At 39.3% G+C, this 14,310-nt stretch carries 14 protein-coding genes; 3 read left to right on the plus strand and 11 right to left on the minus strand.

Features of this window, described 5'->3' with window-relative positions; translation table 11 throughout:
• Positions 1-3 precede the first annotated feature (3 nt).
• From ACHSBP_RS09530 to ACHSBP_RS09540, 3 genes are all read left to right on the plus strand, one after another.
• On the plus strand, positions 4-894 hold the full coding sequence (locus ACHSBP_RS09530) for a histone deacetylase (protein WP_395388777.1): 891 nt from the start codon (positions 4-6) through the stop codon (positions 892-894).
• A gap of 61 nt (positions 895-955) precedes the next feature.
• Positions 956-1,228, plus strand: a complete 273-nt coding sequence (locus ACHSBP_RS09535) for a late competence development ComFB family protein (RefSeq protein WP_010559742.1) — start codon at positions 956-958, stop codon at positions 1,226-1,228.
• Positions 1,221-1,385, plus strand: a complete 165-nt coding sequence (locus ACHSBP_RS09540) for a YbaM family protein (protein ID WP_100913703.1) — start codon at positions 1,221-1,223, stop codon at positions 1,383-1,385. The genes ACHSBP_RS09535 and ACHSBP_RS09540 overlap by 8 nt, the downstream gene beginning before the upstream one ends.
• 16 nt (positions 1,386-1,401) lie before the next feature.
• On the opposite strand, the gene ACHSBP_RS09545 is transcribed toward ACHSBP_RS09540, so the two are convergent.
• The 11 genes from ACHSBP_RS09545 to ACHSBP_RS09595 form a co-directional block, all read right to left on the minus strand.
• Positions 1,402-2,154 carry a hypothetical protein gene (locus ACHSBP_RS09545; protein ID WP_395388700.1) on the minus strand — a complete coding sequence of 251 codons (753 nt, stop codon included), beginning with the start codon at positions 2,152-2,154 and terminating at the stop codon, positions 1,402-1,404.
• Positions 2,155-2,497: 343 nt separating this feature from the next.
• The gene (locus ACHSBP_RS09550; protein ID WP_395388702.1) at positions 2,498-3,820 is read right to left on the minus strand and encodes a sensor histidine kinase; all 1,323 of its coding nucleotides are present in this window, start codon (positions 3,818-3,820) and stop codon (positions 2,498-2,500) included.
• A 9-nt stretch (positions 3,821-3,829) separates the two neighbouring features.
• Positions 3,830-5,161 (minus strand): sigma-54-dependent transcriptional regulator, encoded by a 1,332-nt coding sequence (locus ACHSBP_RS09555; RefSeq protein ID WP_395388704.1) that lies wholly within the window; start codon positions 5,159-5,161, stop codon positions 3,830-3,832.
• Between the two features lie 68 nt (positions 5,162-5,229).
• The gene (locus tag ACHSBP_RS09560) at positions 5,230-6,438 is read right to left on the minus strand and encodes an ABC transporter permease (RefSeq protein ID WP_395388705.1); all 1,209 of its coding nucleotides are present in this window, start codon (positions 6,436-6,438) and stop codon (positions 5,230-5,232) included.
• A gap of 10 nt (positions 6,439-6,448) precedes the next feature.
• Complete coding sequence (locus ACHSBP_RS09565) at positions 6,449-7,762, minus strand: ABC transporter permease (RefSeq protein WP_010559736.1); 1,314 nt, start codon at positions 7,760-7,762, stop codon at positions 6,449-6,451.
• A gap of 2 nt (positions 7,763-7,764) precedes the next feature.
• Positions 7,765-8,469 carry an ABC transporter ATP-binding protein gene (locus ACHSBP_RS09570; RefSeq protein WP_010559735.1) on the minus strand — a complete coding sequence of 235 codons (705 nt, stop codon included), beginning with the start codon at positions 8,467-8,469 and terminating at the stop codon, positions 7,765-7,767.
• Between the two features lie 23 nt (positions 8,470-8,492).
• Positions 8,493-9,749: an efflux RND transporter periplasmic adaptor subunit gene (locus ACHSBP_RS09575; RefSeq protein WP_395388707.1), complete on the minus strand. Its 1,257-nt coding sequence runs from the start codon at positions 9,747-9,749 to the stop codon at positions 8,493-8,495.
• Positions 9,750-10,432: 683 nt separating this feature from the next.
• Positions 10,433-10,597, minus strand: a complete 165-nt coding sequence (locus ACHSBP_RS09580; RefSeq protein WP_395388708.1) for an endonuclease — start codon at positions 10,595-10,597, stop codon at positions 10,433-10,435.
• 663 nt (positions 10,598-11,260) lie between these two features.
• Positions 11,261-12,607, minus strand: a complete 1,347-nt coding sequence (locus ACHSBP_RS09585; RefSeq protein WP_395388709.1) for a S41 family peptidase — start codon at positions 12,605-12,607, stop codon at positions 11,261-11,263.
• A 254-nt stretch (positions 12,608-12,861) separates the two neighbouring features.
• Positions 12,862-13,473 (minus strand): SLATT domain-containing protein, encoded by a 612-nt coding sequence (locus ACHSBP_RS09590; RefSeq protein ID WP_395388710.1) that lies wholly within the window; start codon positions 13,471-13,473, stop codon positions 12,862-12,864.
• 139 nt (positions 13,474-13,612) lie between these two features.
• Positions 13,613-14,041 carry a hypothetical protein gene (locus ACHSBP_RS09595; protein WP_395388711.1) on the minus strand — a complete coding sequence of 143 codons (429 nt, stop codon included), beginning with the start codon at positions 14,039-14,041 and terminating at the stop codon, positions 13,613-13,615.
• Between the last annotated feature and the right edge of the window lie 269 nt (positions 14,042-14,310).

Here is a 14,310-nt window from a genome sequence, read left to right on the forward strand (position 1 = left end):
ACCATACCGATTTTCTATCACCCTAGTTACTCATCTTTATCACTGCCCGAAAATCATCGCTTTCCGATTGAAAAATACCAATTGCTCTACCAGTTTATTGAGCAAGAATTGGCTGAGCAATTTCGCTTTATCACGCCAAAAAAAGCAAGTGTAGATGATATTAGCAAAGTACACTGCCCTATTTTTGTACAGCAGTTTGTAGCAGGCGCCCTTGAGCCAAAAGCGATACGTAAAATGGGATTTCCGTGGTCGCCACAACTTGTTGAACGCACGCTTTATTCAATTGGCGCATCAATTCAAGGAGCAAAGCTCGCGCTTGAAACACAAATCGCAAGTCAAATAAGCGGCGGGTATCACCATAGCTTCCCTAGCTTTGGTAGTGGCTTTTGCATTTTTAATGATTTGGTAATTGCCGCACGCCATTTACTTGATAACAACCTAGTAAGCAAAGTTGTTATTCTCGATCTTGATGTACACCAAGGTGATGGTTCAGCGGTATGCGCACAAGCGATGGACGATATCGTCACAATTTCATTGCACTGTGAGCAAAACTTCCCAACCAAAAAGCAACATTCAGATTACGATTTTACGCTCAATAAACACGCTAATGACCAAGAATACCAAACGATGTTACAGCAATGCTTGCTTACATTGCTTGTAGAGCAACCTGATATCGTGCTCTACAATGCCGGAGCCGATATTTATAGCGGCGACGAGCTCGGCTATTTCAACGTCAGTTTAGCGGGCGTAAAACAACGCGAACAAAGCGTGATCTCGTTTTGTATATCTCATGATCTCCCTCTTTTTACGGCGTCAGGTGGCGGTTACCAGCGAAATGTTGGCAACCTAGTAAATGTTCATAAACAACTTTATTTAAGCATGACAAATGGATAGACGATTCCTAAGATATAAGCAATACTAAGAACAGTCACATTAAGTAATCTTAAGGAATAGCATGAAATTACATGACGATATTCATAATTATTACGAAAAATTATTAATCGACGAAATTGAAAAGCAAAAAATTGAAGCTAAGTATGACAACGACACATTGGCTGATTTTTGTTGTACTGCATTGAATCAATTGCCATCACGATACATTCGCTTTGAAGTGGATATGGCGTTTTATTCATCTCAAAGTGAACGCTTAGAAATGGAACAGCGCGTAAGAGACGCGATTGAGTTTGCAACCGCTGCCGTTGCAAAACGCGGTAACAGTGATGACTGAAAGCAATACCCTAGCAAACGCGCCTAAACACGTTCAATTAGCGGTAGATTTAATAATGCTGCTAGAACAACATGAACTTGATGCTAAAACCGTACTGCAAGCGCTTGAAATTGTACAAAAAGACTTTAAGCAAAAATGCCAAGAGCAAGCGACTTAACCCCTATTTTGGTTAACTAGTGCGGAGCTAAAAACTCAGCAGTTACAAAGCGTGTGACGTCTTGATGAAAATCACTATGATAATATTTAAGATGAGCACGCAATAACGCCCCATCTTGATTTAATGCATCAATTTGCTTATTCACTTTTTCAATAAACTGCCTTGTTTCCGGGTTATTTACACACATTAAACGACCTAAAACATAAGGTTCAATGCCCGCCACCGTGTAACTTACCGTTGATTCTTGCCACTGCCTCGCACTCATTTCAAGTGGATAAAAAAGCGCGTATTCACCGCGTTTTTCACTAAACATATCCAGTATACCTTGCACATGAGATGCACCGCGTCGCACAATCTTGTTTTGCTCAGGCAATTTGGTAATTTGCTGATCTAATTTATCGCCGTATGAAATCTGGTCTGACACAATTAAGCGTCGTTGTGGATACTGCACAAACAATTCAGCCAAACTAATCGGCTCGTTAATACCTTGCGATGATAAATCTGAGAACTGATAGAGCCGTCTGCCCAAAAACAAATTAATGGGTTTACTAAAGATAAATTGCTGAGCGCGCTGATGCGTTTTGATTTTATTCGTAATGCAAATCGATTGGTCTTTTGCCATAAACTTTAACGAACGCTTAAGTGGCACAAACTCAAAATGTAATTTATGACCTTGCTGTGTTAAGGCTAAGATATTTGTTTCAGACGATAAGCTGCGCATGTCACTTTGTTTAAAGCTTGCTAAATCATGTGCATTATCAGTGTGCAATATTATTTTTGCTGTGGCTGGTAAACACCAACAAATAAAAACAAAAATGCTAAATTTAATGAACGGGAGTTTCAAAGGTAACCTGCTGGGGAAGTAATATTTAACGTGCTTATTGCTGTTTATCTAAACCAGTCATAAAAATTTAACAAAATTTTATAAAAGAAGCCATTGATTAGAGACACGCTGCATAATTTGGGGACAAACAACAGATTTTAGTTATTGTAACCTAGGTCAGTTTATATTTTGTTTAGCTTATGCTTTTGATACAAATAACAGCCTAAGTTATAAATCACCTTGATAACAGGAAATTAAAGGTGATTTAACACCTTCAGTGACTACCTATTTATTTTACATGAGGTAAAAATACGTTTACCACTAAGCCCGTTTTGCCACCTGAACGATTATGCAAACTGAGCTGACCATGATGAGCTTCGGCAATTTCACGACACAGCGCCAAACCTAAACCGCTGCCACTGGCTTTCGTTGAGTAAAATGGGATCAATGCACTTGCCATAACTGCTTCGCTCATGCCAGGGCCCGCATCAATCACGCTGATAACGGTGCCACTTTGTTTATTTTCAATACTAACCGCAATTTCTTGCGGCTTCGAACCGGATTCATGAGCGTTTTTAAGTAGGTTAATCAACAATTGTTCAAGTTGAATATGATCAGCAAAACACAGGTGCTTGGGTACTTCCCCATCTAGTTTGAAGGCATATTGCTGCTGCACATTACTCAGCATACTTTGCCAATCAAGCAACTCCAATTTTGGCAACGGTAGCTTGGCAAACTTACCATACCCCTGGACAAACTCATTGAGGTGACTGATCCGCTCCTGCAATGTTGAGAACACGCGTCCTAATCGCGGCTCATCCACATTTTGCGATAACAATTTGCCACTGTGCAACATCGATGACATTGGCCCTAGCGAGTTATTTAATTCATGGCTAATAATACGTATCACTTTCTTCCATACCGCGACTTCCTGACGACTTAATTCGCGCGTAAGCTGTTTAAAAATATACAATCTGTGTTGGTGATTGTTTAATAGAAATTGCCCTGTAGACAGATGCCATGTTTCACTTTCATCTTTTTCGTGCTGTAAATGGAACAAACCATCTCTGCCCGCTTCCATTGCTTGTTTTATTTGTTCATTGGCGGCGTTGTAGAGTTCTTCACGCTGTAAGCCTTCAAGTTTGTGTTCACTATTAAATAATCGATTAGCACTGTGGTTACTAAACACCACATAATCATTGCTATCAATCAGTACCAAGGCTTGAGGAGAAGATTGCAGTACTTTGTCCAACATTAATTCTCGCTGATAAATCCACTGCTTTTCTTGGCGTAAATGGTCTGCTGTTTGATTGTAAATGTGGCAAAGGCGGCCTAATTCATCTGGCGCATCGTATGCTAACAGGCTAGAAAATTCGCCATCTTTGAAATTTAACAATCCGGTTTCAAGGGCTTGAATCCCTGAGCTGACCGATTGCGTGAGTAAGCCGCTAATAAACCATGCCGCGCACAGAGTAATTAATATAACCACGACACTTTGTTTCAGCGAGACATCCAGTACCAGTAATAACGGGATCAGCACCAGAATAAGGCTTATTACAACCGCCAACTGCAATTTGGTTTGGGTACGATAGTGAGCAAAAACAGATTTCATAATATGTTATCAATACTCAATATCAAACTTTTGCAAACGACGATAAAGCGCTTGGCGAGATAAGCCAAAATGGCGAGCCACCTTTGCAATAACACCGTGATATTCGCGCATCGCCGCTTCGATTTCTATTTTATTTGGCTCGTGATTAAGCGCCGTTTTTACCTCGTTCGTTGCTGTCGCCAAGCCAAAATCCGTTAATGCTAATTGACCGCTTGGCTTTAGTACTGCAGCGCGTTTACAGGCATTTTCAAGCTCGCGTACATTGCCTGGCCAAGGGTAATTTACCAGCGCTTGTTCAGTCGCCAATCCACATTCTCGGTTTGGTAAAAAGTGTTTAACGAGCGGCATAATATCGTCTTTTCGCTCAGCCAACGGCGGCAGGCGTAACTCAATGACATTGAGGCGATAATAGAGATCTTCTCTAAAACGCCCTGCTTTAATATCGTGCTGTAAATCAGCATTGGTTGCCGAAATAACCCGTACTTTAACCTGCTTTGTTTGCACTGAACCCAAACGTTCAAACTCGCCGGTTTGCAGCACGCGTAATAGCTTCATTTGACCTGAAGGTGGTAAATTACCAATTTCATCTAAAAATAAAGTACCGCCATCGGCTGCCTCAAAGCGTCCAATACGCTGTTTATTAGCGCCAGTGTAGGCACCCGCTTCCGCGCCAAATAGTTCGGCTTCAATTAACTCGCCGGGTAATGCGCCTGCATTCACTTTAATAAATGGCTGATGGGCTAAATTTGAGTTAAGTTGAATAATTTCAGCGATGCGCTCTTTACCACTGCCATTGGGGCCTGTGATCAACACAGATACATCTGACTTAGCTAATTGCAGTGCCATGTCTACCACTCGTTCCATCGCGGTGCTTGCATAGATCAGCCCTGCTAAATTCGCTTGTTGATGTGGTAAGTGACGTTCATCGTGCTGCCGCGATAAGACTGCATTATCTTGCTGCGCTTTGCCTAACGCGACTAAATTTGCAATGGTGGTAAGTAACTTGTTGTCATCCCATGGTTTGGCAATGTAATCAGCAGCGCCTGCTTTAACTAACTCAATTGCGGTTTCAAGTTCAGTCCAGGCTGTAATGAGAATGATCGGTAGGTTGGCATTTAATTGGCGTAGCGTATAGAAAAGGCTAATTCCCTCTTCTCCAGAGGTGGTATCAGCGGCAAAGTTCATGTCTTGAATCGCCAACGCGATACGTTGATAACGTACCGTTTGCTCTGCCTCAAACGGCGTTTTGGCCGTTACAACATCATAGCCATGAATTTCCAAAAGCAGTGATAATGCATCAAGAACGGCTGGGTTATCATCAATGATTAGAATTTTATCCATTTGTTTTTCTTTTATTTATTCGTGCTACACCGACGGTTCTGAGTGTAGCACGAAGACATTGCAAATGGTTAAATCGTTCGTGTCGCAATACTTGGCGCAATATTGGCCGCGCGCTTAGCTGGGCCGATTACTGCAAGTAAGCTCATCACAAATACGCCTAACGCGGTGATTGCTACATACTCATACGATAGCGCTGGTACCGAGTATTGGGTCATTAATTGTTGGCCTAATACGACTGCACCACACACACCTAACACTAAGCCAGCCAAACAAATAATGCTATTTTCAACAACAAAAAACTTAACAATTGCGGATTTCCGCGCGCCCAGGGCACGTCGTATACCAATTTGCTTTGTGCGCTTGTTAATATTAAACAAGGTTAAACCAAAGATACCTAGCGCGGTCACTAATACCAGTACACTGATTAGAATCACCAACATACGCATCATTAATAAATCTTCCGCTACATAATTCGCTTTTTTCTTATCTAACCCTTTTAAGTCTTGAATAACGCGTTTGCCGTAGCTTTGATGCATAACGCTTTCAATTTGCTTCATGACTTCAGCACGTTGACCCGGTTCAGTGCGTACCAAAAATTGCTGTAACTTATGAGGGTATAGCAATGGCAAAATTACTGATTTATCTTTGCGTTCTTCTAGCTTTAACCATGGGCCTTTCATCATGCCGATAATGCCAACCACTTTTAGCGGTTGGTCGCCCATATAAATGATTTTACCTAGCCCGTCGCCATCGGGGAAAAGCTCATCCATCAATGCTTTTGTCGCTAATGCTACATTCGGGTGTTTGCTAAAATCTCGATTTATAACGACTTCGTCTTGGGTAAAATTGCGCCCTGCGATAAGCTCTACACCCAATGTATCTAACCCATGCTCATCGGTCTCGAAATAACTGGCGGTATCTGTTTTCGCTTTATCAGGCGCAGGCTTTAAACGAAATGTCGTTGAAGAACCGCCACCAGTTAAAGGTACGGCGTTAATATGTACGGCATTTACAACACCTGGCATTTGACGCAACGTCGCTTCATCAAGTTCAACCTGCTGGATTAAATCCACATCGGTACCAAACATCATCACATTAAATTTAAACATATTGTCTTCTTGGTAGCCGGTGGGTTGATTTAAATATTCGATACGGTCGTTAATAATAAACGCGGCATTACTGACGATTGCAGTGGTAATTGCAATTTGAATAAGCAATAACACGGCTCCCACTTTGGAGCGTAATAGCGCATTAAAAATAGGCTTAATTTCTAACATAATACAGTCCTTATTGGGTTTTCAAATACGTAGATGGATTAGTTTTGCACACCAGCCACGCGGGATATAATGCCGCTATTATGCACGCAGCAATCGCGATAACCGGCGCGGTTAGCAACATAATAAGGTCCATATTGGCAAGGCTGTCGTAATAACTATAACTTTGGCGAATTCCCAAAAGGCCAAGTTGTGCAATTAAAATCCCTACTACGCCGCCAAATAAACCAAGCATCGCCACCTCAACAATATGCTGATAAAACACCTGACGTTTGCTTGCTCCTAGCGCGCGCCTAACACCAACTTCAGGTGCACGACGTAAAAACTTAGCGAGCAGTAGCCCTAAAATATTGGCAATACACACCGCCAAAAACATAAAGCTCAGTGCGACCATTATTTTGTTGTCTTCGTTCACAACTTCCCAGTAAGCAATCCACTCATTTACATCTCTTAGTTTGTACTGGGCATCTTTACGGTTAAAGCGCCCTTGAGTTTGCTGCTGTGCAATATAGTTTGCCAAATATTCACTGTACGCTTGCTTTTCAGCAGCGTTATTAAGCTGCACCCAAAACTGTAACCATACCTTTTCTGAATTTAATTTATCTGAGAACGTTTTTACAACTTCGTACTTCCAACCATTGGTATTACCCCAGGTATTAATTTCATTCGCTTTGATTAACGAAAACGGAATAAAGATTTGTTCGGGGTCGTTAAATGAACCATTATTTAAATCATAATATTTAACGTGTAACTGCCAATCTTTAATCACACCGACAACGCGCATACTGAGATCATCAAGATAAAGTGTTTGGCCGACACTGTTGTCGCTGCCAAATAGCTTTTTACTCAAGCTTTGAGATATCACCACCACAGGTGCAGCACTTTCTTCTTGCTCAATACTCCATACACCGCCATGAATAAACGATAAATTAAACATTTCAAATGCATCACGCGAAAAAACGCGGGTAGTTTCAAAAAACGGTTTAACCTTATCTGAGTTTAAGTGTACCGAAAACCCCGTTTTCATCATGGCTGCGCGTTTGTACGGTAAATCTGCATTGAGCAGATTAGTTGTATCTTTATAGGTCAACTGATAAGGCAAATCATCTGATGAGAACCATGTTTCAACCTCATCCATAGTTTGCAATTGAACAGCAAACAACTTTTTACTTTTATTTGGAATTGGGTCCATCGACATCATGTGATACACAGATAGACTCGTCATAGTGACACCTATGCCAATAGCAATTGCCAGCACCATTAAAAAGCTGACAAGCGGCGTTCGCTTAAAGCTCCGCCAGCTTAAATCAATATAATGACTCAACATGGTTATGCTCCTACAGCCACATTAGGGTTACCTTGATACAAGGTAAAATCGGCAAGCTGACCGTCAACAACTTGAATATTGCGTGGTGCTCGACGTGCAAGCTCTGCATCATGAGTAACCATAATAATGGTTGCGCCATCACGATTAATTTGCTCAAGTAATTCCATTACTTGGCGTGCCATTAAACTGTCTAAGTTACCTGTTGGTTCATCAGCAAGTAAAAAACGAGGCTCACCGGCAAGGGCACGCGCGATTGCGACCCGCTGTTGTTGTCCACCAGAAAGTTGCTGCGGTAAATGCTTGGCGCGACTTGCAAGCCCCACTTGCTCTAAACATTGTTCAATACGGCGTTTTCGCTCTGCTGCTTTAATACCACGGTAGCGCAACGGCACTTCGATGTTTTCATATAAATTAAGGTCTGGAATTAAATTAAATCCTTGGAAAATAAACCCAATTTTTTGATTGCGCAGATCTGCACGTTGATTGTCATTTAACTTACCGACATCAATACCATCTAACAAATACTCGCCGCTGGTAAATGGCTCTAGCATGCCGGCGATATTTAAAAAAGTCGTTTTGCCTGAACCCGATGGCCCTGTAACGGCAATAAATTCCCCTTCTTCAACACTTAAATTAAAATCACGAAGTGCATGAGTTTGTACCATTTCTGTTTGATACACCTTGCTTATATTATTCATTTTTAACATTTTTTTGCCTTCTTTCCTGTTGATTAGCGTAGCAATAGCGCATCCGCGTTTTTGAATGTGTCGTAGTTTGAGATAATTATTTCGTCGCCAACGTCTAACCCAGCTAACACCTCTACATGATTAATACTGGTAACGCCCGTGGTAATTTCGATTTTTTGTGCAAGGTCGCCGTTAATCTTATATGCAACATAGCCCCCTGCATTTAAAAACCCACCGCGTCTTACCATTAAAATATCACTTCGGTTTTCAAGTAAAATGCGCCCTGACAATCGCTGATTTTGACGAATATTACTGATATCGCTGGTTTCAAAACGCACTCGAGTGGTCACTTCACGGTTATTCACTTCTGGCGAAATTGCCGAGAGTTGCCCTGTGATTTGCTCTGAACCAATTTTTAATTCAACCGTCATGCCTATGCCTAAGTCATTCGCGTAGCTTTCTGGCACTTGCAGCTCAGCTTCAAAGGCCGATAAATCGACCAGCGTTAACAAGGCTTGATTTTTTACCACCATCGCCTTTGGCTGTACCAATAAATTACCAACAATGCCCGATACACTTGCTTTTATTGCTAAATTTCCCACTTTACGCTGCAACTCATCAACCACCAGCTGCTGCCTTGCTACTTGGCTTTTTGATGATTGAAGTTCGAATGACAAGGTATCTTTTGCCAACTCAACTTCTTGTTGTGCATGCTTATAAGTAAGCTTGGCTTTTGCTAAATCATCAACCGCTTTTTCTAAATCGATTTGGCTGATCAAACGCTTTTCAATTGAAAGTTGAGCACGGCGATTTTCGCGCTCTGCTGCATTCAGCTCTACTTGGGCTAAATCAAGTGTTTTAGTAAGTGCTAAGGCGTGACGTCTGGCCGCCAGTTCACTTCGTGCAAGTTCGCCTTTGAGCCTAGCCAATTCTGACTCTTGTTGTTTTAAGCTATTGTTAAGTTCCGGGCTTTCAACCTCAGCAATCACTTGGCCTTTTTCAACTGTGTCGCCTGCTTTTACATTCAATGAGACAAAGCCTTGTTCAGGGCTATACGCTTTTGGTGCATTCGCCGCTACAATTTTACCGGTTGCAGCAACATCACGAACAAGGTTACCAAGCTCTACTTTTGCTAACTGCAGCTGCGCTTTATTTATCGACATACTGGCGTTATCGCTGTTAAACATGGCAAACCCCGTCCATGTAACAACAGATAGCATTAACGTAATCGCTAAAGCCGGTTTTAATCGTTTTGGCTTTTGTTTGATTACTTGATCTTGGCCACTGGTATCTTTAATCATATTTTTCCCTAAAATCGTGTGTGTTGTTCAAATACGCTGATAAACAATGAAGCCAATAACATAAACGCTGGCACAATAAAGAAAGCGGACATTACTACCATTGTTCTATTCCTAAACGATAAACTGATTAACTTAATACCAGTTGCATGCCAAATTTTAATTTACAACAATTTCAGTAAGTTAACTTTTAATATGCAAAAATCAGATTGTCCGCGGACAGAAAAAGTGTCCGCTGCGGACACTTTTAAAGTGTCATCAATTAACCGAATAAAAACTAATAGTTAGATGGAACAGAAGGAAACAAGCAAAAACAAAAAATAAGAAAGAGAAAAAAGACGTATTCGACGCACAACAATCAAAACAAGTGTATTGCGTTGCTATGTATTAAGTAAATACAAGGTGTAACGATTTAACAATGACGGTTAAGTAAAGGGGAAAAATAAGAAAATATAACTAACAATCAATGAGAAAGTAAAAACTTAAAAGAAAAACACTGGGAAGTAAATGTAGTTTGTAGTGTAAATTTGCATAAAGCTACCTGGTTACTTCAATAAATAAGCGATGTTATTAAAGTAAAACTTAGCATAAAAGTGAAGTCTAAATTTGCATAAAATTACGCTTTTTGGTGATCTTTCCACAGTCCCTTTAGTGTCATTTCCAGATAGTGCCATTTCCAAACGTACTTATTTAATTTTGTTAATCCAAGGATTATGAGTGCCTTGTAACTTATAAATAGCGTAATTCCTCCAAAGCTCTTCACTATCTACAGGATATTGTATATGCCACCGTAACATAAGATTTTCCATTCCCCTTAATGGCAATCCATATTCTGAGTTCATATAAAGCATTGAGCGTGCTAATCAACCTTTAACCGAATCTTGAGGCTCAACAAAAATCTTTTCCTTGCTTACTCCATATATACGCTCAAAGTCCGGACAACCTTTGTCAGCATATCTATTTTCGGAAATTTCATCAGGGATATCATTATACGGATAATTGCTTCTAGAGGAATTTACCCCCCCCATGAGTAGGCCATAAATTGTGTAGGTCTGCTTCTGCGCGTTTATAGGAGAGAGTCTCGCAAGTGTCTCTATTATCACAGTCATGATAATCCGCGATCCAATCAGCGGAATATACGTGCTCTAGGGTCATCTTTTTTGACTTGCCCTTGTAATTTACATAATTCCCTTTAATGTCATAAGGAATAGAGCAATATAACCCTTCACCACCAAAGATATATAGTTTATCCCAAAACCAATGATCTCTAGCTGTATCGTAATCTGGAATCACCATTTGTTCAGCATTTACCGAGAATGTTAAAACACATAATGGAATAATTAGGGTCTTCACTTTTAAAACATCCTTATTATTTTTATAAGTTGATTATTTAAACAAATTCTAACTTTTATAGATTAATATTATTAGCTATAAGTGTCTCTAACTTATTTTGTATAATCGATGTATGCTCATAAACCTGCTTCAGTTTAGTGCCAATAGCGGCCCTTTATTAACTAATTAGTTATAAGCTCTATCGCATATTCCAATGCTGAATCTCTACTTTTTTCAATATCCAGAAGATTCGGAAACTCGAAGCTTTCTTCTACAGGTATTCCTGTAAACTCATAGTTGTTTCCCCTTTCATCCATGTATTTTTCATTGGATATTGTAATCCCCCAGCCGTTGGGTAGAGCCTTTGTTAACGCATCACTCAATGCACCACGACTATTTTCACCAATAATTGTCACATGGTTTCTTGCTTTTAGTGCCATTAAAAAGAATTCGGCTGCGCTAGGAGTTTGTTCACTTGAAATCACAACAATTTTTCCAACAAAAGGTTTGTCTATTTCAGGAAAAACGAATATATCTTTCTTATCACTCATACCAGTCGACAATTTGAAACTTTTACTACCGACTCGGACTTGTTGATCAATTAGATATGCCATAATTTTTAAAGCTACCAAATCACTACCACCAGAACTATCTCTAAGATCTATAATCAGACCTTTGGAATTAACAAAATGTGGGGTTACTTTTTCCATTACCTTCTTAGTGCCATGCTCATCAAAACTGTCAATTCTAAAGTACGTACCTCCACCTTTTAGTTTTGCGAACAAAAAATTATCCGCTAGCTTTTGAGTTGGACTATCAACTGCAAAGTATGACTCAATGTTTTTGAGCCAACGTTTATATACATATTGGTAAACTTGAGATATTTCTGTAAATTCAGTATTGCCAGCTAGAAAGTCTCGCAACCTTTTTTCAGACTTCGATTCTCTTGGCGTGTAGTAGGCAACTCTTTCTAAAAATTGATTAAAAAGTATCGCATGACCATCCCTGATAGTCTTTAGAAAATCATCAATAACTGATTGTAATTGCTCTGGAGTGGTTTCCGAATTTACTCTTTTAAGCCAATGTGATTTCAAGAGTTTCCAATCTATGTCTTTATAGTCAGAGAATGCATAATGATAAGAAAAATTACTAAGCAATATATCCAAAGTGTGATAAGCATTAAAAACATAGCCATCACTTTGAAATGTTTTTTGTTCTTTAGAAATACAAGCTTTGGGTATAGTTTCTAGTTTAGTAACTATTAATGGAAACAGTTTATCAAAGTCTAATAGGCCCTTTTTTTTATCAATGGATATCCCATCTCTTCTAGCTTCTTCCGTTAAAAAATGATTTCGTAGGCAATAATCATTTGTAATGTCATAGATAATCGGTGTGTTGGAATCACTCAAATCAAACACATATCCATATCCCTTTGACTTCCATATGTCTTTCGATAAAGAACAAAAACTAATTGTAATGGTGCTAATTAAAAATACAGCTTTAAATATTCGTCCTGTGAATTTAATCATTCAACTTCCTGTAAGTAGAGATAAGGGCTAACACGTATAACAGAAAGCCTTTTGACACACAATGCGGTGAATCTTAACGTCCGTTATTCGCTCATTACTGCCGGATACATAATGAAATTCAGAGGGTTACTTCCGCTTTGTGCCAAACTCGGCCGTTGGTAACGCTTGCCGTAAACGGCATAAAATAGCAGGCTAAAATTAGCGACGAAGGAGCATAAGCCTGCAGTTTTATGTCCTTTAGTTTAACGGCCTTGTTAGCTACCTATTGCACTAACTGTTGCACTATAAGTTTGGAAACATGCCCATGATAAAAGAGAAATAGCTACAAGCATTGTTAGTATGTAACCTAAAAACTCTGTGATAAATAATTTAATCGAATAATATTTATGTTCAATTCCTTCACTACTAGATACGTAATAGTCAATTTGGTCATGAACTAAATTTCTGTTCAAAATTTGGGAGTATTTACTACTATTGCATTCATAAAGCTCCTGTTTACTTGCTAAGTCATCTTCTTTATCAATCAAATGTTTAAATGATAAACGAAGTTCGTTAATTTCCATTGCCTGCCTTCTAAATTTATCAGCCTTTAAAGAGAAATTACTTTTCTGAACAACAACAGCAATAACCATTGCAAATATTGATATAGAAGTGATAGAAAAACCTAGGAAGCGATTATATTCAACGATAAAACTATTGTTTGCGTACAACTGAGTTAAAAGAGAAATTACAATAAGGCTGAAAGCTAATATAGTGAGCGACCATAGTGATAAAGTATTATGCCTTTCAAGTCTTCTATTTGCTTGAAAGCAACTCTCTTTCGTTATCCCTGATCTTCTATATAAATTTTCCAGTTGTGATTTCACAAATAACTCCTATATATCCTTGTGATACAAATCTTGGTATGGGTAGCTAACGCCCCAAGCAGGGGCAATTTTTAAGCTGGCTAAAATTAGGAGCGAAGCGACGGGTGCCAGCTTAAAATTGTCCCGTTGACTTGGCTTGTTAGATTTTGTTTGCTTCATAATCGGAAATCAACTCTTCTATCGGTTTACGCTGAAGAAGTCGTTGTTGCCAACTGAAATAAGTTGTTTCTGTAATAAGGGCATCAAAATTTTTAGGAGCGCTTACAATCTTTAATGTTCTGAAACCTTTACTTTTGTGTTTACTTGGAATGTTATTTTTTAAACAATGAATCAAGTGATGAAATTCATCTTTACTGTACACATAACTGTAAACTCCCATTGGTGGTACAGTGATTTTACGGTGAAACCCAATTTCAAAGTAACCAGTATCATGACTACGTACAGAGATACCTTGTAAAAAGTTCCCTTTATAAACATTCCACTCTTTATCTGACGTGCAATACTTTCTTTTTACATTTATTTGCCAGCAAACGAAAAAGATAATACCGAATATAAATAAGTTAACCATGCACCTAGGCTCGAATAAAAATCTAACATGTTTATAGCGAGCTAATCGCGCGTTTTTCTACCAAAGCGTCGCTCGTTTTTCTGAATGACTCATTTGTAGCAAACTTCTTAACTAATTGCCATTACTACTAAAATACAGTAGTTCTAGCTTTTGTTTTAGGACAAAAACGAGCGATTGGGTCGTTTTCCTGACTATGCAAGCAATATACTTTGACAAAATAGAAAAGCAATGTTGAATGACCGTTGTTCGCTCATTGCTGTCGGATACAT

The sequence above is a fragment of the Pseudoalteromonas sp. XMcav1-K genome, assembly GCF_044005875.1.
Taxonomy (GTDB): Bacteria; Pseudomonadota; Gammaproteobacteria; order Enterobacterales; family Alteromonadaceae; genus Pseudoalteromonas; species Pseudoalteromonas spongiae.

Bases quoted from the DNA above. Each gene is read 5' to 3' on its own strand.
- ACHSBP_RS09575 (WP_395388707.1), bottom strand. From the start codon at position 9,749: ATGATTAAAGATACCAGTGGCCAAGATCAAGTAATCAAACAAAAGCCA.
- ACHSBP_RS09580 (WP_395388708.1), bottom strand. From the start codon at position 10,597: ATGCTTTATATGAACTCAGAATATGGATTGCCATTAAGGGGAATGGAA.
- ACHSBP_RS09570 (WP_010559735.1), bottom strand. From the start codon at position 8,469: ATGTTAAAAATGAATAATATAAGCAAGGTGTATCAAACAGAAATGGTA.
- ACHSBP_RS09540 (WP_100913703.1), top strand. From the start codon at position 1,221: ATGACTGAAAGCAATACCCTAGCAAACGCGCCTAAACACGTTCAATTA.
- ACHSBP_RS09565 (WP_010559736.1), bottom strand. From the start codon at position 7,762: ATGTTGAGTCATTATATTGATTTAAGCTGGCGGAGCTTTAAGCGAACG.
- ACHSBP_RS09585 (WP_395388709.1), bottom strand. From the start codon at position 12,607: ATGATTAAATTCACAGGACGAATATTTAAAGCTGTATTTTTAATTAGC.
- ACHSBP_RS09560 (WP_395388705.1), bottom strand. From the start codon at position 6,438: ATGTTAGAAATTAAGCCTATTTTTAATGCGCTATTACGCTCCAAAGTG.
- ACHSBP_RS09595 (WP_395388711.1), bottom strand. From the start codon at position 14,041: ATGGTTAACTTATTTATATTCGGTATTATCTTTTTCGTTTGCTGGCAA.
- ACHSBP_RS09555 (WP_395388704.1), bottom strand. From the start codon at position 5,161: ATGGATAAAATTCTAATCATTGATGATAACCCAGCCGTTCTTGATGCA.
- ACHSBP_RS09535 (WP_010559742.1), top strand. From the start codon at position 956: ATGAAATTACATGACGATATTCATAATTATTACGAAAAATTATTAATC.
- ACHSBP_RS09550 (WP_395388702.1), bottom strand. From the start codon at position 3,820: ATGAAATCTGTTTTTGCTCACTATCGTACCCAAACCAAATTGCAGTTG.